The sequence below is a fragment of the Aeromonas sp. Lyrl_2 genome (assembly GCF_051948815.1).
GTDB lineage: Bacteria > Pseudomonadota > Gammaproteobacteria > Enterobacterales > Aeromonadaceae > Aeromonas > Aeromonas veronii.
The window spans coordinates 23,068-39,878 of sequence record NZ_JAYJLJ010000023.1; the positions used below are offsets into that span (position 1 = coordinate 23,068).

General features: G+C 57.7%; 14 protein-coding genes. 6 read left to right on the forward strand and 8 right to left on the reverse strand.

What is annotated here, in order from left to right; translation table 11 throughout:
- From VF684_RS17600 to VF684_RS17615, 4 genes are all read left to right on the forward strand, one after another.
- On the forward strand, positions 1 to 627 hold the full coding sequence (locus VF684_RS17600; protein ID WP_376898455.1) for a 3'-5' exonuclease: 627 nt from the start codon (positions 1 to 3) through the stop codon (positions 625 to 627).
- Positions 628 to 732: 105 nt separating this feature from the next.
- The gene (locus VF684_RS17605; protein ID WP_005336970.1) at positions 733 to 1,044 is read left to right on the forward strand and encodes a DUF485 domain-containing protein; all 312 of its coding nucleotides are present in this window, start codon (positions 733 to 735) and stop codon (positions 1,042 to 1,044) included.
- 11 nt (positions 1,045 to 1,055) lie between these two features.
- Entirely contained in the window at positions 1,056 to 2,708 is a 1,653-nt protein-coding gene (locus tag VF684_RS17610) for a cation acetate symporter (protein WP_026035062.1), read from the forward strand.
- Between the two features lie 167 nt (positions 2,709 to 2,875).
- Positions 2,876 to 4,468 (forward strand): ABC-F family ATPase, encoded by a 1,593-nt coding sequence (locus VF684_RS17615; protein WP_005351341.1) that lies wholly within the window; start codon positions 2,876 to 2,878, stop codon positions 4,466 to 4,468.
- A 287-nt stretch (positions 4,469 to 4,755) separates the two neighbouring features.
- On the opposite strand, the gene ppiD is transcribed toward VF684_RS17615, so the two are convergent.
- The 6 genes from ppiD to tig form a co-directional block, all read right to left on the reverse strand.
- Positions 4,756 to 6,669 (reverse strand): peptidylprolyl isomerase, encoded by a 1,914-nt coding sequence (gene ppiD, locus VF684_RS17620; protein WP_162516130.1) that lies wholly within the window; start codon positions 6,667 to 6,669, stop codon positions 4,756 to 4,758.
- A 150-nt stretch (positions 6,670 to 6,819) separates the two neighbouring features.
- Complete coding sequence (gene hupB / locus VF684_RS17625) at positions 6,820 to 7,092, reverse strand: nucleoid-associated protein HU-beta (protein ID WP_005315375.1); 273 nt, start codon at positions 7,090 to 7,092, stop codon at positions 6,820 to 6,822.
- Between the two features lie 240 nt (positions 7,093 to 7,332).
- A complete protein-coding gene (lon, locus tag VF684_RS17630; protein WP_005336976.1) occupies positions 7,333 to 9,687 on the reverse strand; it encodes an endopeptidase La in 2,355 nt (784 codons plus the stop codon).
- Between the two features lie 141 nt (positions 9,688 to 9,828).
- Positions 9,829 to 11,103 (reverse strand): ATP-dependent protease ATP-binding subunit ClpX, encoded by a 1,275-nt coding sequence (gene clpX, locus VF684_RS17635; protein WP_005336977.1) that lies wholly within the window; start codon positions 11,101 to 11,103, stop codon positions 9,829 to 9,831.
- A gap of 70 nt (positions 11,104 to 11,173) precedes the next feature.
- Positions 11,174 to 11,797: an ATP-dependent Clp endopeptidase proteolytic subunit ClpP gene (gene clpP / locus VF684_RS17640; protein WP_005336979.1), complete on the reverse strand. Its 624-nt coding sequence runs from the start codon at positions 11,795 to 11,797 to the stop codon at positions 11,174 to 11,176.
- Between the two features lie 86 nt (positions 11,798 to 11,883).
- Positions 11,884 to 13,194, reverse strand: a complete 1,311-nt coding sequence (gene tig, locus VF684_RS17645) for a trigger factor (RefSeq protein ID WP_005345092.1) — start codon at positions 13,192 to 13,194, stop codon at positions 11,884 to 11,886.
- A 441-nt stretch (positions 13,195 to 13,635) separates the two neighbouring features.
- Between tig and VF684_RS17650 the strand changes: the two genes are divergently transcribed.
- Positions 13,636 to 14,070: a YccF domain-containing protein gene (locus VF684_RS17650; protein ID WP_005336982.1), complete on the forward strand. Its 435-nt coding sequence runs from the start codon at positions 13,636 to 13,638 to the stop codon at positions 14,068 to 14,070.
- Positions 14,071 to 14,162: 92 nt separating this feature from the next.
- On the forward strand, positions 14,163 to 14,753 hold the full coding sequence (gene yfbR / locus VF684_RS17655) for a 5'-deoxynucleotidase (RefSeq protein ID WP_043825506.1): 591 nt from the start codon (positions 14,163 to 14,165) through the stop codon (positions 14,751 to 14,753).
- A gap of 87 nt (positions 14,754 to 14,840) precedes the next feature.
- Here the strand turns inward: yfbR and lolE are convergent, their stop codons facing one another.
- The gene (gene lolE, locus VF684_RS17660) at positions 14,841 to 16,082 is read right to left on the reverse strand and encodes a lipoprotein-releasing ABC transporter permease subunit LolE (RefSeq protein ID WP_005345089.1); all 1,242 of its coding nucleotides are present in this window, start codon (positions 16,080 to 16,082) and stop codon (positions 14,841 to 14,843) included.
- Entirely contained in the window at positions 16,082 to 16,780 is a 699-nt protein-coding gene (gene lolD / locus VF684_RS17665; protein WP_005336988.1) for a lipoprotein-releasing ABC transporter ATP-binding protein LolD, read from the reverse strand. The genes lolE and lolD overlap by 1 nt, the downstream gene beginning before the upstream one ends.
- Between the last annotated feature and the right edge of the window lie 31 nt (positions 16,781 to 16,811).

Consider the following 16,811-nt stretch of genomic DNA (forward strand, 5'->3'; position numbering starts at 1 on the left):
ATGTTGAGCCGCGTTCGACGCTACTGGTATGGCCGTGCGTTCCGAACTGGCGAGTTCGCGCAGCTCTTTGCCACCCCACCGGAAGATGAACGGATCGCCCTCGATTTCGAGACCACCAGTCTCGATCCCGAGCAAGCCGAGATCGTCTCCATCGGGGCGGTGCGCATTCAGGGTAACCGGCTGCTGACCGGCGAGGCCCTCGCCATCAAGGTACAGCCACCGGCCAGCCTGACCAGCCACTCTGTGGTGATCCACGGTCTGCGCCATCAGGATCTGCAACAGGGAATGGAGCTGGAAGCCGCGCTGCGCCTGCTGCTCAACTTTATCGGCCCACGCGAACTGGTGGGCTATCACATCGCCTACGACCTGCGCATTCTCAATCTCGCCTGCCAGAAATTGTGGGGATTGACCCTACCACAGCGAGGGATCGAGGTCAGCCAGCTCTATCACGACCACCTCTATCGCCGCTATCCCGATGCGGCCATTGACCTCCACTTGAATGCCATCTGCCGTCACTTGGCCCTCCCCTCCCTGTCCGCCCACGACGCCCTTGCCGATGCCACCACGGCTGCGCTCATCTATCTGCGCCTGACCTGCGGCTCGCCGCTGGCTTATCCCAAAGTCTAATTGTCGACAAATAACATTTAATTCACATTTTGCTTACATGAGCAGATCCCCTGCTCGTCGGGGTTACCCCATCCACCGCTGACACTCATGTCATGGAGAACTGCAATGGAACAGCAAAGCTATCTGAGGATCCAGCAAGATCCCAACTTCCAGGAGCTGGTCGCCAAGCGCCAGCGTTTTGCCTGGGCCCTCTCGGCTCTGATGCTGGGACTCTACCTGGCGTTTATTTTGCTCATCGCCTTTGCCCCCGGTTGGCTCGGCACCCCGCTCAGCGACAGCACCACCGTCACCCGTGGCATTCCGGTCGGGGTGGGACTAATCCTCTCCTCCTTCGTGTTGACCGGCATCTATGTGTTTCGGGCCAACGGCGAGTTTGACGAGCTGAATCAGAAGATCCTCAAGGGAGTGCAGTCATGAGCGCAAAAAGCATGAAAGGCAAGTGGCTGCTGTTGGCCTCACTGGCCTCCTCCCCCCTGCTGGCAGCGGATGCGCTGACCGGCGAAGTACAACGCCAACCCCTCAATGTATCGGCCATCGTGATGTTCGTGGTCTTTGTAGCCGCCACCTTGTTCATCACCTACTGGGCCTCCAAGCGCAACCGCTCGGCTTCCGACTACTATGCGGCCGGTGGCCGTATCACCGGCTTCCAGAACGGTCTGGCAATCGCCGGTGACTATATGTCCGCCGCCTCCTTCCTCGGGATCTCCGCGCTGGTCTACACCTCCGGTTATGACGGCCTCATCTACTCCATCGGCTTTCTGGTGGGCTGGCCCATCATTCTGTTCCTGATCGCCGAGCGGCTGCGCAACCTCGGCAAATACACCTTCGCCGATGTCGCCTCTTATCGTCTCAAGCAGACTGAAGTCCGCACCCTCTCCGCCTGCGGTTCGCTGGTGGTGGTCGCCCTCTACCTGATCGCCCAGATGGTCGGTGCCGGCAAACTGATCGAGCTGCTGTTTGGCCTGCAATACCATGTGGCCGTGGTGCTGGTCGGTATCCTGATGGTGCTCTACGTGCTGTTTGGCGGCATGCTGGCCACTACCTGGGTGCAGATCATCAAGGCAGTGATGCTACTCTCCGGTGCCAGCTTCATGGCCATCATGGTCATGAAATCGGTCAACTTCGATATCGGTGCCCTGTTTAGCGAAGCGGTCAAGGTGCACGAGAAAGGGATCGCCATCATGAGTCCGGGTGGCCTGGTTGCTGACCCCATCTCCGCCATCTCGCTCGGTCTGGCATTGATGTTCGGTACCGCCGGTCTCCCCCATATCCTGATGCGTTTCTTCACCGTGAGTGACGCCAAAGAGGCGCGTAAATCGGTGTTCTACGCCACCGGCTTTATCGGTTACTTCTACATCCTCACCTTCATCATTGGCTTTGGCGCCATCTTGCTGGTCAGCACCAACCCGGCCTTCAAGGACGCCACCGGCGCCCTGCTGGGCGGCACCAACATGGCAGCCGTCCACCTGGCCAATGCGGTTGGTGGCAGCCTGTTCCTCGGCTTCATCTCCGCCGTGGCATTTGCCACCATTCTGGCGGTAGTTGCCGGATTGACCCTGGCGGGAGCCTCTGCGGTCTCCCATGACCTCTATGCCAGCGTGTTGAAGAAGGGCAAGGCTAACGAGACCGATGAACTGCGTGTCTCCAAGATGACGACTCTGGTGCTGGGTGTGGTTGCCATTGGTCTGGGGATCCTGTTCGAGAAGCAAAACATCGCCTTCATGGTCGGTCTGGCCTTCTCCATCGCCGCCAGCTGCAACTTCCCGGTACTGTTCCTCTCCATGTTCTGGTCACGCCTGACCACCCGTGGCGCAGTCTACGGTGGCTGGCTGGGACTGGTGAGCGCCGTAACCCTGATGATCCTGGGCCCAACCGTGTGGGTGAAAGTGCTGGGCCATGCCCAGGCCATCTTCCCCTACGAATACCCTGCCCTCTTCTCCATGGGGTTGGCCTTCGTCGGGATCTGGTTCTTCTCCATCACCGACAGCTCCCAGAACGCCGCCGACGAACATGCCAAGTTCTTGCCGCAGTTCGTTCGCTCCCAAACCGGGCTGGGAGCCTCTGGCGCCACCTCCCACTAACAGATCAAGTTCATCCTTCCAAGCCGGCTTCATGCCGGCTTTTTTTATTGCCCATCAATCGGCTGCACGCCCCGCTTGCCCCGATCAAGATCACACTTCTCGCTAAAACTTTCGGGGGATCTGTGCCATAATGCGTGCCATTTGACAGACCAATCGGGACACATACCTTGTTAAGTAGCAACAACATCACCATGCAGTTCGGCGCCAAGCCGCTGTTTGAGAACATCAACGTCAAGTTTGGCGGCGGCAACCGCTATGGCCTTATCGGCGCCAACGGCTGTGGCAAGTCCACCTTTATGAAGATCCTCGGCGGTGATCTGGAGCCCACTGGCGGTAATGTGAGCCTGGACGTCAACGAGCGCATCGGTAAGCTGCGTCAGGATCAGTTCGCCTACGAAGATATGCGCGTACTGGACGTGGTCATGATGGGTCACACCGAGCTGTGGGCGGCCATCGCCGAGCGCGATGCCATCTACGCCAACCTCGAAGCCACCGACGACGACTACATGAAGGCCGCCGAGCTGGAAGGTCTGGTCGCCGAGTATGACGGCTATACCGCCGAATCTCGCGCAGGCGAACTGCTGCTGGGTGCCGGTATTCCCATCGAGCAGCACAACGGCCCGATGAGCGAAGTGGCCCCTGGCTGGAAACTGCGTGTGCTGCTGGCACAGGCCCTCTTCTCCAACCCTGACATCCTGCTGCTGGACGAACCGACCAACAACCTGGATATCAACACCATTCGCTGGCTGGAGCAGGTGCTCAACGAACGTGAAAGCACCATGATCATCATCTCTCACGACCGTCACTTCCTGAACTCCGTCTGTACCCACATGGCAGATCTGGACTACGGCGAGCTGCGCGTCTACCCGGGCAACTACGATGACTACATGCTGGCCGCCACTCAGGCGCGCGAGCGTCTGCTGGCCGACAACGCCAAGAAGAAGGCCCAGATCGCCGATCTGCAATCCTTCGTCTCCCGTTTCAGTGCCAACGCCTCCAAGTCCAGCCAGGCGACCTCCCGCCTCAAGCAGATCGACAAGATCAAGATTGAGGAAGTGAAGGTCTCCAGCCGTCAGAACCCCTTCATCCGCTTCGAGCAGGAGAAGAAGCTCTACCGCAACATTCTGGAGATCGAAGGCCTGTCCAAAGGTTATGGCGAGGCGCCCCTGTTCAAGGGCCTCAACATGATGCTGGAAGTGGGTGAGAAGGTCGCCATTCTGGGTACCAACGGTATCGGTAAATCGACCCTGATCAAGACGCTGGTCGGGGATCTGGCACCGGATACCGGTACCATCAAGTGGTCCGAAAACGCCCAGATCGGTTACTACGCTCAGGATCACGCCGAAGATTTCGATACCGACCTCAACGTGTTCGACTGGATGGCCCAGTGGAAACAGGAGAACGAAGACGAGCAGGCTGTGCGCTCCGTACTGGGCCGTCTGCTGTTCTCACAGGACGACATCAAGAAGCCGGTCAAGGTGCTCTCCGGTGGTGAACAGGGCCGCATGCTGTTCGGCAAGCTGATGATGCAGCGCCCCAACATCCTGATCATGGATGAGCCGACCAACCACCTTGACATGGAATCTATCGAATCCTTGAACCTGGCACTCGAGATGTACAAGGGCACCCTGATCTTCGTCTCCCACGACCGCGAATTCGTCTCCTCGCTGGCGACCCGCATTCTGGAGCTGAGCGAAGATGGTATCCGCGACTTCGGCGGCACCTACGAGGATTACCTGCGCACCCAGGGCGTGGTATAACCCCACTCCTGCGCATGTGCGCAATGCAAAACCGGCACTCAGGTGCCGGTTTTTTTATATCCCGTATTTAGACGACTGAGATGGCGTATAGCAGTGGTGTGACTACACGCCACAGAGCAGATAGCAGATAGCAGATAGCAGATAGCAGATAGCAGATAGCAGATAGCAGATAGCAGATAGCAGATAGCAGATAGCAGATAGCAGAGCTTGAGTATCCCCCTCTTTTGCCCACAGATAAAAAAACGGCTCCATCAAGGAGCCGTTTTCAATGGCTTGCGCAGTGCCGATTACTCGACGGTCGCTTCCACACTGGTGAAGTACTCGATCTTGGCCGCTTTGCGCAGCTCGTCGATCAGAGACTTGTAATCCACCTGGGCTTTGCCCTGACCCAGCTGAGCTTGCAGCATGGCAGCCATACCAGATGCGGCGGCAGGGACGTTGACCTTGTCCAGCGCAACTACAACGCGGTCACCATTGGTCTCGGCAACCAGAGCCACGCTCGGTTTGCCGTCGATCGGATGGGGCAGCGTGAACGCCTGGGCAATCAGGTTCTGATCCAGCTCGCGATCGAAGCGGGCAACCCCTTTGTGGGTCTCCACTTTCAGACCGAGTGCAGTCAGATCGGCGGTGATACTCTCACCGACTTTCAGCTTGTCCAGCAGGCCCTGGGCCTTGCCACGGGCCACTTCACTGGCCTTGTCATGCTTGATGGCGGCAATCACCTGCTCTTTCACCTCGGCCAGCGGCTTGACCGCTTTGGGCTTGTGACCCGTGATGTGCAGCACCAGCGCCTTGCCATCAGCCAGTTCGATCACGTCGGAGTTGGTGTTGTCATCGCGCAGCTGTTCGGAGAACGCCACGGAGAGCACCTTGGGATCGTTCAGCGGAGCCGGAGCAGTCGCCTGGGTGAAGAAATCGGAAGATTGAACCTTCATCCCCATGGCATCAGCGGTCAGATCCAGCGAGTCCGGGTTTTCGAAGCTGTTGTCAGCCATCTTCTGCTGCTCGGCGAAGAATTTCTCCTTGGCCTTGTCAGCTTGCAGACGAGTGATGGTCTCTTCTTTCACATCGGCAAACGGCTTGGTCTTGGCTGCTTCAACCCCCAGCAGCTTGATGATGTGGAAACCGAACGGACTCTTCACCACGCCGGAGAGATCGCCAGCATTGTTCAGGGCGAACGCGGCTTTCTCGAAGGCCGGATCCATCACCCCTTTCTCGAACCAGTCCAGCTCACCGCCTTTTTTGGCAGAGAAGGTATCAGAAGAGTCAGCCTTGGCCAGCGCAGCGAAATCATCGCCCGCCTTGGCTTTGGCCAAAACGGCTTCTGCTTTCTGCTCGGCAGCTTTCTCATCCTTGCCAAACGGGATCAGAATGTGAGCCACGTGGCGACGCTCGGCACGCTGGAACAGATCCTGGTGCTGATCGTAGTAATCCTGGGCATCCTGCTCGGTGACCTTGATATCCTTGGCGAGGTTGGCGGCGTCCAGCAGCAGATAGTCGACCTTGACCTGCTCGTCGTTCATGAAACGGGCGCCATTGGTCTTGTAGTACTGCTCGAGCTCGTTGTCGGAGACCTGAACGTCAGCCATGTAGTTGGCGGCAGCCAGACGCACCAGACGCAGATCGCGAGTCTGGTTGTAGAGCTTGTCGAGCTGCTCCGCTTCACCCTTGAGGGAGAACTCGGTGCCCAGCAGGGCGCTCATCAACTGTTGACGCACCATGTCCTGACGCAGGGAGTCACGGAACATTTCGGGAGTCATGCCGGCACGACGGATCAGCTGCAGATAGCGGTCATTGTTGAACTTGCCGTTCTCGGCAAACTCCGGCATGGCCACGATGGCTTGCTTGATCTGTTCGTCACTGATACGCAGACCCAGTTCACGGGCCTTGCTGTCCAGCAGCGCCTGATCGATCAGGCGATCCAGTACGCCACGGCGGAACTGTTTCATGTAATCGGGGTTCGCGGCCAGCTGGCTGAATGCCTCTCCCATCTGGGATTCCATGCGGGCGCGCTCGTTACGGTAGGCATTTTCCAGTGCCGCAGCACTGATCTCGGTGCCATTGACGGTGGCGGGGGCGGTACGGGCCGGGCCGTTCAGGTAACTACCTACACCAGCCAAGGCAAAGGAGAGGATGATCAGGCCCAAGATAACCTTGGCTACCTTGCCCTGCGCCCCTTCGCGTAGTTTATCCAACATCATGTTTGTACTTATGCTCCCGAACTCGATGGGCGTAAACAATAAAAAGGCGCACCGATTGCGATGCGCCTTGGTCAATCAGTATGAGAGAAGACTCTCTAACTTGTCTGGTCTGCGACCAAGGACGGTAGCCGACGGATATCAGCGACCGACTTAGTTAACAGCGTCTTTCAGGGCCTTACCGGCTTTGAAGGCAGGAACTTTACCAGCAGCGATTTCGATGGTCGCGCCAGTCTGCGGGTTACGGCCTGAACGGGCAGCACGCTCGCGTACAGCGAAAGTACCGAAACCAACCAGAGCAACCTGGTCACCCTCTTTCAGCGCTTCACCAACAGCATCAATGAAGGCATCCAACGCACGGCCAGCGGCAGCTTTGGAGATATCGGCACCGTCTGCAATCTTGTCAATCAGTTGAGATTTATTCACTCTTATATTCCCCTTTTATCAAACACCGCTGCGGCGCTGATTTCCCTGGCCACAACAAGTGGAGGTTTTATAGCAAGCCTCCTGATCAGTTGCAAGTGACAATCTGGCGCAAACCCGCGCCACACAACGCATTGCGACTCATCACGAGTACCCGATCGGTGGTCAAGGCTACTTCCGTTATCGGGCGCATGCAAGCCTTAACCACCCGCCGAATGCGCCAAATTTGCGGCGCATCAACATTTACACGACAGAAACGCGCTCAAACCCCTGTGGATTGTCCTGCAACGCCAATTCCAGCACCTCGTCAATCCAGCGAACCGGATAAATTTCAAGGTCTTGTTTGACGTTTGCCGGGATCTCCTCAAGGTCACGCTCGTTCTCTTTCGGAATAAGCACTCGCTTGATGCCGCCACGGTGGGCTGCCAGCAACTTCTCCTTGAGACCACCGATGGGCAGCACTTCGCCGCGCAAGGTGATCTCCCCTGTCATCGCCACATCAGCACGAACCGGATTACCGGTCAAGCTGGAGACCAGGGCGGTACACATGGCGATACCGGCGCTCGGACCATCTTTCGGGGTTGCCCCTTCCGGTACGTGCACGTGGATATCGCGCTTCTCGTAGAAGTCAGCGTTGATGCGCAGCTTCTCGGCACGGGCCCGTACGACCGTCATAGCCGCCTGGATGGACTCCTGCATCACGTCACCGAGAGAACCGGTATAAGTGAGCTTGCCCTTGCCCGGCATGTTGGTGGTCTCGATGGTGAGCAGATCGCCCCCCACTTCGGTCCACGCCAGACCACACACCTGACCCACCTGGTTCTGGTCGGTGGCCTTGCCGTAATCGAAACGCTGCACCCCGAGGAACTCCTTGAGGTTCTCCTGATTGACCTGAACGTGCTTGATGCTCTTGTCCAGCAGGATACGCTTGACCGCCTTGCGACAAATCTTGGAGATCTCGCGCTCCAGACTCCGCACCCCCGCCTCGCGGGTGTAGTAGCGGATCACTCCGACCAGAGCAGAATCTTCGATGGTGATCTCGGACTCTTTCAGGCCGTTGCGCTGGATCTGCTTGGCAACCAGATGCTGCTTGGCAATGTTGAGCTTCTCATCTTCGGTGTAACCGGAGAGGCGGATCACTTCCATCCGGTCCAGCAAGGGGCCCGGGATGTTCATGGAGTTGGAGGTAGCCACGAACATCACGTCCGACAGGTCATAGTCCACTTCCAGATAGTGATCGTTGAAGCTGTTGTTCTGTTCCGGATCCAGCACTTCCAGCAAGGCGGATGCGGGATCGCCACGCATGTCCGAGCTCATCTTGTCGATCTCGTCGAGCAGGAACAGCGGGTTCTTCACGCCGACTTTCGCCATCTTCTGGATGAGCTTGCCGGGCATGGAACCAATATAGGTACGGCGGTGACCGCGGATCTCCGCTTCGTCACGCACCCCACCGAGGGCCATCCGCACATATTTGCGGCCGGTCGCCTTGGCGATGGATTGGCCCAGCGAGGTCTTGCCTACACCGGGAGGCCCAACCAGACAGAGGATAGGGCCCTTGAGCTTGTTCACCCGTGCCTGTACCGCCAGATATTCGAGGATGCGATCCTTGACCTTCTCGAGGCCATAGTGATCGGCATCCAGCACCTCTTGCGCCTTGCCAAGGTCTTTCTTGACCTTGGAGCGCGCCTTCCACGGCACCTGTACCATCCAGTCCACATAGCTGCGAACCACGGTAGCCTCGGCGGACATGGGAGACATCATCTTCAGCTTGGCAAGCTCGGCCTGGGCCTTTTCACGGGCATCTTCCGGCATGCCAGCCTCTTCAATCTTGCGATTGAGGGCTTCAAACTCATCCGGGCTATCTTCCAGCTCACCCAGCTCTTTCTGGATGGCCTTCATCTGCTCGTTGAGGTAATACTCGCGCTGGCTCTTTTCCATCTGCTTCTTGACGCGAGTACGGATGCGCTTCTCAACCTGCAGCAGGTCAATTTCCGACTCCATCATCGCCATCAGGAATTCGATGCGCTCGGAGACCGAGACGATCTCCAGCACCTTCTGCTTGTCTTCCAGCTTGAGCGGCATGTGGGCCGCCATGGTGTCAGCCAGACGCGCAGCATCGTCGATCGCCGAGATCGAGGTCAGTACCTCGGGCGGGATCTTCTTGTTGAGCTTGATATAGCCTTCAAACTGGCCGATGGCGGAGCGAACCAGTACTTCCTGATCCTTCTCCTCAATGGCTTGGGAGGGGATGTACTGAGCCTCGCAGACAAAGAAATCTTTGTCGTCGATCATCCGCTCCAGGCGGGCACGCTGGCCCCCCTCTACCAGCACCTTGACGGTGCCGTCCGGCAGTTTGAGCATCTGCAGAATATTGGCCACTGTCCCGACGGTGAAGATCTCCTCCACAGTCGGCTCATCGGTTGACGCATCCTTCTGGGCCACAAGCAGAACTTTCTTGTCCTGCTCCATGGCCGCTTCCAGACAGCGAATGGATTTTTCCCGCCCCACAAAGAGTGGAATGACCATGTGGGGATAAACCACCACGTCACGAAGAGGCAGGACGGGAATCTCGATGCGTTCTGAACGCTCTAGGTTCATATATGTCCTCTCGGCTTGTTATACCGTTGGCAAAGCGCTTGGCTGAGTATATGGGGGCGCAGAGATGAGATTCAATCGCCGAAACCGTAAAAAGCATGAAAGGGGCAAAAAGCCCCTTCCATTTGATTAAAAATCAGACATTTACTCTGATGCAGCAGCCTGGGTTTCGGGATTTTCGTAAATCATCAAGGGCGCGGAGTCCCCTTTGATCACGGTCTCGTCGATCACCACCTTGCTGACCCCTTCCAGAGAAGGCAGGTCATACATGGTATCCAGCAGCACGGCTTCCACGATGGAACGCAGACCACGAGCACCGGTTTTACGCTCCATCGCCTTGCGGGCAATGGCGTTGAGTGCGTCGTCACGGAACTCCAGCTCGACCCCTTCCAGATCGAACAACGCCGCGTACTGTTTGGTCAGCGCGTTTTTCGGCTCTTTCAGGATCTGGATAAGGGCAGACTCGTCCAGTTCGGTCAGGGTCGCCACCACCGGCAGACGGCCGATGAACTCGGGGATGAGACCATACTTGATCAGATCTTCCGGCTCTACCTTGGCGAAGGTCTCGCTCAGGGTGGCCTTGGCATCCTTGGATTTCACCTCGGCGCCAAAACCGATACCGGTTCCCTTCACGGAACGCTGCTCGATCACCTTGTCCAGACCGGCAAAGGCACCGCCACAGATGAAGAGGATCTTGGAGGTATCAACCTGCAAGAACTCCTGCTGCGGATGCTTGCGACCACCTTGCGGCGGCACGGAAGCGATGGTCCCTTCGATCAGCTTGAGCAGTGCCTGCTGTACCCCTTCCCCGGAGACATCGCGGGTGATGGAGGGGTTGTCCGACTTGCGGGAGATCTTGTCGATCTCGTCGATATAGACGATGCCACGCTGGGCCTTCTCTACGTCGTAGTCGCACTTTTGCAGCAGCTTCTGGATGATGTTCTCCACGTCCTCGCCCACATAACCGGCTTCGGTCAGGGTGGTGGCGTCGGCCATGGTGAATGGCACATCCAGCAGACGAGCCAGAGTCTCGGCCAGCAGGGTTTTACCGCTACCGGTCGGGCCAATCAACAGGATGTTGGATTTGCCGAGCTCAACACCACTGTTTTCGCCGCTGTTGCGCAGACGCTTGTAGTGGTTGTAGACGGCAACGGCCAACACCTTCTTGGCGTACTCCTGCCCGATCACATAGTCATCGAGATGAGCGCGGATCTGATGAGGGGTCGGCAGCTCGTTACCATCGCGCTTGGGCGAGATCTCGCGGATCTCTTCGCGGATGATGTCGTTGCACAGCTCTACGCACTCATCACATATGTAGACGGAAGGGCCAGCGATCAGCTTGCGCACTTCATGCTGGCTTTTGCCGCAAAAAGAGCAGTAGAGCAGCTTATCACCCTCACCCTTGCGTTTTTCTGTCATTCAGCAACCTCGTTTTATCAATAGAGGATGGATCGGCCTGTTGAGTTTACAACAGACCGGGACACCCTGCTCAGCTACGCTGGCTCAGGACACCGTCTACCAGACCATAGGCCACGGCCTGCTCGGCGGACATGAAGTTGTCACGATCGGTGTCACGCTCGATGGTAGCCATGTCCTGACCGGTGTGGAACGCCAAGCGCTCGTTCAGGGTATTTTTGATCTTCAGGATCTCCTGGGCGTGGATCTGGATATCAGATGCCTGACCCTGGAAGCCACCCAGCGGCTGGTGGATCATCACGCGGGCGTTAGGCAGGCAAAAACGCTTGCCCTTGGCACCGCCAGCCAGCAGGAAGGCCCCCATGGAGCAGGCCTGCCCCATGCAGACGGTGCTGACATCCGGCTTGATGAACTGCATGGTGTCGTAGATGGACATGCCCGCAGTCACCGAACCACCCGGCGAGTTGATGTAAATATAGATGTCCTTGTCCGGATTCTCGGACTCGAGGAACAGCAGTTGGGCAACCACCAGATTGGCCATGTGATCTTCAACCTGACCAGTCAGGAAGATCACCCGCTCTTTCAGCAGACGGGAGTAAATATCGTAGGAACGTTCACCCTTGGCAGTCTGTTCGACCACGATGGGGACCAGCGCATTGCTGGGAGAATCGGTCATATCGTTATAGTTCTTGTACATAAGGCATTGTCCCTAAAATAAAATGGCCCGAGTGGAGATCACACGAGCCATTATACTTAACAGTCTTGACCTTAAGTCAAATGTTCTTAGGCAGCGGCGCCAGACTTGTTGATCACTTCGTCAAAGGCAACTTCTTTTTCGGTCACTTGCGCTTTGGACAGGATCAGGTCGATGGCTTGATCTTCTACTGCCAGGTTACGAACGCCGTTCAGCATCTGTTCGTTCTTCTGGTAGTACTCGATCACTTCCTTCGGATCTTCGTAGGCAGTCGCCATGGACTCGATGATGCTGTTTACACGGGCATCGTCAGCCTTGATCTCATTGGTGCGGATCACGTCACCCAGCAGCAGGCCTACGCGTACACGACGCTCGGCTTGAGCCTGGAACAGTTCAGCCGGCAGCTCGGGAGCGTTGCCGCCCTGGAAGCCACCGAAGCGCTGCAGAGCCTGCTGACGCAGTGCGTCGATCTCTTGAGCAACCGCAGCTTTCGGCAGGTCGATTTGGTTGGCTTCAACCAGACCGTTCAGAACCTGCTCTTTCACGCTGTTTTTCAGGGCTTGAGCCAGTTCGCGCTCCATGTTCTTGCGCACTTCGGCTTTCAGCTCTTCAACAGAACCGCTTTCGATACCGAAACGCTTCACGAACTCTTCGGTCAGTTCAGGCAGGATCTGCTCTTCAACCTTGATCAGCTTGGAAGCGAACTTGGCCTCTTTGCCTTTCAGGTTTTCAGCGTGGTAATCAGCCGGGAAGGTCACTTCGATGGTGAACTCGTCGCCCGCTTTCTTGCCCAGGATGGCGTCTTCGAAGCCCGGGATCATACGGCCAGCGCCCAGCACCAGGTTGAAGCCTTCAGCTTTGCCGCCGTCGAACTCTTCACCGTCGATGGAACCGACGAAGTCCATGGTCACACGCATGCCATTGGCAGCGGCAACATCGGCATCAGCCCAGGTAGCGTGCTGCTTGCGCAGGGTGTCGATCATGTTGGCCAGATCTTCATCCTTCACAGTCGCAACCGGCTTCTCGACCTTGATGGTCTCAAGACCTGCAACTTCGAACTCCGGATACACTTCGAAAGTGGCGGTGAATTCGAAATCCTGACCTTCTTTGATCTCTTTCGGATCCATGGTCGGGGCACCGGCCGGGCTCAGTTTGTTTTCGATGATGGCTTTGATGAAGTTGCTCTGCATCATTTCATCAGCAACGCGGGCGTGAGCCATGGCGCCGAACATCTTCTTGATGATGGCAACCGGAGCCTTGCCAGGACGGAAACCGTCGATGCGACGAGTTTTGGCCAGGCCATTCAATTCTTTACGCACAGCGGCGTCTACGGTAGCGGCCGGTACAGTGATGGTAAGACGGCGTTCCAGACCCTGGGTTGTCTCTACAGAAACTTGCATTCTTCTACCTCGTTCAACTCAGCACTGTGTGCTGACCCTTTATTGCCCCTGGGCAAAGCCCGGAGTCTTCCTGTTTATAAAGACAACGATATGTCTTTGTGATGAGAAAATATGACGCGGCATTATAGCGGCGCACTTTGGTCGAGTCGAGCTACACATCCCCCACATTGAGCGGCGTGCAAGCACAATTCGTGCAAAACTGCCCTTTATATGGGGAGAGAGGTGCCCGACTTCAACTATCCGATGGCAATAATTTTGCGTTTGCTCACCTTTTTTCATCCGAACGCCGCTTTATTGCCCATCTTTCGCCGAAAAACAGCTCACCGTTGCGGGCGACGACTCAATTTGACCAGCCAAATGGCGATTGGGCCAATCAACCATTGCGTCCCTACCCCTCCCTCGTTATGGTGGCAACCAAATTGATGATCTGGAGTCACTCACATGGCCTTTTTCCGCTTCTTGTTCAATCTGCTCTGGTTTGTACTGGGAGGTGTCTTTATGGGCCTGGCCTGGTGGCTGGCCGGTCTTGTCTGCTTTATCTCGCTGGTCGGCATCCCCTGGGGACGTGCCTGCTTCGTGATCGGCACCTTTACCTTCTTCCCGTTTGGCAAGCAGGCCGTCAATCGCAAGACCATGACTGGCCAGAGCGATATCGGCACCGGCACATTGGGACTGATTGGCAACATCCTCTGGTTCGTGCTGATCGGTGTCTGGCTCGCCATCGGCCACATCGCTTCCGCGCTGGCCTGCTTCGTGACCATTATCGGTATCCCGTTCGGTATCCAGCACCTCAAGCTGGCACTCATCAGTCTGGCGCCTATCGGCCAGATGATTGTGACCAACCAGGAGGCGGAATCGGGCCGCTATATCCGCTAACTGCGGGAAATACGCGGGCAGACGCTGCCCTGCAACGAAAAAAAGGGCAGACTAGGGTCTGCCCTTTTCTATTCTCTTTTGTTGAGGCCATCATGTTACCCAGCCATTTTTTCGCCAATCTCGCCCGCATGAAACTCATCTACCGCTGGCCCCTGATGCGCAACATCCAGCCGGAAAACATCGCCGAGCACAGCCTGCAAGTGGCCATGGTGGCCCATGCCCTCGGCATCATCAAAAATCGACTGTTTGGCGGCAGCGTGAATGCCGACCGCGCCGCGGTGATGGCCCTCTATCACGACAGCAGTGAAGTGCTGACCGGCGATCTGCCTACCCCGGTCAAATACTTCAACCCCGAGATCGCCCGCGAGTACAAGAAGATAGAGCTGGCCGCCGAGCAGCGCCTCCTTGGCATGCTGCCGCCAGAACTGATCGATGACTTTCGCCCCCTGCTCGATTCGGCAGCCCAGGATGACGAGCTGGCCAGACTGGTCAAGGATGCCGACACCCTCTGCGCCTATACCAAGTGTCTGGAGGAGATCAACGCGGGCAACCGGGAGTTCGAACCGGCTCGCAAGCGCCTTGAAGCCATGCTGGCAGCCCGGATGAGCGAGGAGATGCGCTACTTTATCGACACCTTTGTGGCCAGCTTCTCTCTGCCGCTCGATGAGCTTAACGCTCACTAAGCCAGTCCACGCGACCTGAAAACAGAAGGGCCCGCCGGTTTTCACCGACGGGCCCTTCGTTATTTATGGCGCATTAGATGCAGCGCATCAGTGACCCAGCTCGCGGGAGGGTACCAGACCGCTCGCCCGCCAGGCGGGATAGAGGGTCGCCACCAGGCTCATCAGGATGGCGGCGCCCGTCACGATGAGCAGATCCTGCATATGCAACTCGGTCGGCAAGAAGTCGATAAAGTAGATATCCGGATTGAGGAAGCGGTGACCGATGAGCTTTTCGACAACGCTAAGGATCTGGGTCAGCTTGCTCGAAAGCAGCCCGCCCAGCAGGGCGCCAAGCAGCGCACCGGCTACACCGTTGACCATCCCCTGAATGACGAAGGTAAGCCGGATCTGGCCGGGGCTCGCCCCCATGGTCTTGAGGATGGCGATTTCGCTGCGCTTCTCGTTCACCGCCATCACCAGGGTGGAGACGATATTGAAGCAGGCGACGGCCACCACCATCAGCATCACCACATACATGACGGTACGCACCATCTGGATGTCCTGATAGAGGTAGCCCTGGCTGTTCATCCAACTGCGGATATAGACGTGATGAGGGAACTGCTGCGCGGCGGCTACGGTGATGGATTGCGCCTTGAGCACATCGCTCACCCGCAGGCTGAAGCCCTCCACATCGCTTCCCATGCCGGTGATCGCTTGCGCATCGGCCAGATGCATAAAGCCAAGTAGGCCGTCGAGCTGACCGCCAATTTCCAGCAGCCCCACCACGGTCAGGGCTTCGCGCCGAGGATTCTTGATCCCCGCCTGATCGCCCCCTTGCGGCAGCAGCAGGGCGACCGAATCCCCCACCTTGACGCCCAGCTTGTCGGCGATGGTCTTGCCAAGGATCACCCCACGTTCACCCGGTTGCAGCTCACGCAGACCACGGCCCGTCATGTATTTGCCTGCATCCGACAGATTGGCTTCCAGATCGGGCAGCACGGCGCGCAGTTGCACCCCCTTGAGGGCAGAGCCATGTTCCAGCAGGCCATTGAGGCGAATGACCGGCGCTGCCGCCTCAACGCCCGGCTGGGCCAGAAGGTAGTCGCGCAGACGTGGCCAATCCGGCAGCGGCCGCTCGACGGCGTCCAGCTCACCTTGCGGCACGACCGAGAGCACCCGATCTTTAAGCTCCCGCTCGAAACCGTTCATGGCGGAGAGGCCCAGGATCAGCGCCATCACCCCGAGGGCAATACCGATCAGGGAAGAGGCAGAGATAAAGGCGATAAACCCGTTGCGACGGCGGGAGCGGCTGTAACGCAGGCCCAGAAAGAGGGGCAGCGGTTTGAACATCAGGCAACCTCCGCCATCACGCCGCTCACCAGGGTCACCCGGCGATGGAGCTTGGCCGCCAAGCTCAGGTCGTGGGTCACCACCACAAACGCAGTGCCCAGTTCACGGTTCAGTTCACACAGCAATTCGTACACCGCGGTGGCACTGGCGTGATCCAGATTGCCGGTGGGTTCGTCCGCCAGCACCAGACTCGGTTCGTTGACCAGCGCCCGAGCGATCGCCACCCGCTGACGTTCACCGCCGGAGAGCTCGGAGGGGCGGTGGTTCAAGCGATGGGAGAGCCCTACCCGCCCCAGCATCTTGGTTGCCTTTTCGGTGGCAACCGCCACCGACTCACCGGCGATCAGCAGCGGCATGGCCGCATTTTCCAGCGCACTGAACTCGGAGAGCAGGTGGTGGAACTGGTAGACAAAGCCCAGCTCGCGGTTGCGAAAGCGAGCCTGTGTGCGGCTATCCCAATGGTGGATATCCTCCCCCTTGAACAGCACGGCGCCGCTGGAGGGGTTGTCCAGCGCCCCCATCAGATGCAGCAGAGTGGTCTTGCCGGAGCCGGAGCTCCCCACTACCGCCAGCATTTCACCGGGCGCAACGCAGAGATCGATCCCCTTGAGCACCTGAGTCTCCAGCTCCCCCTCTTTATAGACATGATTGAGCGCCTGGCAGCGCAGCAGAGGTTCACGGGATACGGCTTCATTCATAACAGGGGCTCCACTTGCCTCGGTAACAACG

What these genes read in the sequence shown, in the direction of transcription:
- ppiD (WP_162516130.1), bottom strand. Translation starts at nt 6,669, where the DNA reads ATGATGTTGGATAAACTACGCGAAGGGGCGCAGGGCAAGGTAGCCAAG.
- lolD (WP_005336988.1), bottom strand. Translation starts at nt 16,780, where the DNA reads ATGAATGAAGCCGTATCCCGTGAACCTCTGCTGCGCTGCCAGGCGCTC.
- lolE (WP_005345089.1), bottom strand. Translation starts at nt 16,082, where the DNA reads ATGTTCAAACCGCTGCCCCTCTTTCTGGGCCTGCGTTACAGCCGCTCC.
- lon (WP_005336976.1), bottom strand. Translation starts at nt 9,687, where the DNA reads ATGAACCTAGAGCGTTCAGAACGCATCGAGATTCCCGTCCTGCCTCTT.
- VF684_RS17605 (WP_005336970.1), top strand. Translation starts at nt 733, where the DNA reads ATGGAACAGCAAAGCTATCTGAGGATCCAGCAAGATCCCAACTTCCAG.
- tig (WP_005345092.1), bottom strand. Translation starts at nt 13,194, where the DNA reads ATGCAAGTTTCTGTAGAGACAACCCAGGGTCTGGAACGCCGTCTTACC.
- clpP (WP_005336979.1), bottom strand. Translation starts at nt 11,797, where the DNA reads ATGTACAAGAACTATAACGATATGACCGATTCTCCCAGCAATGCGCTG.
- yfbR (WP_043825506.1), top strand. Translation starts at nt 14,163, where the DNA reads ATGTTACCCAGCCATTTTTTCGCCAATCTCGCCCGCATGAAACTCATC.
- VF684_RS17650 (WP_005336982.1), top strand. Translation starts at nt 13,636, where the DNA reads ATGGCCTTTTTCCGCTTCTTGTTCAATCTGCTCTGGTTTGTACTGGGA.
- VF684_RS17610 (WP_026035062.1), top strand. Translation starts at nt 1,056, where the DNA reads ATGAAAGGCAAGTGGCTGCTGTTGGCCTCACTGGCCTCCTCCCCCCTG.
- VF684_RS17600 (WP_376898455.1), top strand. Translation starts at nt 1, where the DNA reads ATGTTGAGCCGCGTTCGACGCTACTGGTATGGCCGTGCGTTCCGAACT.
- clpX (WP_005336977.1), bottom strand. Translation starts at nt 11,103, where the DNA reads ATGACAGAAAAACGCAAGGGTGAGGGTGATAAGCTGCTCTACTGCTCT.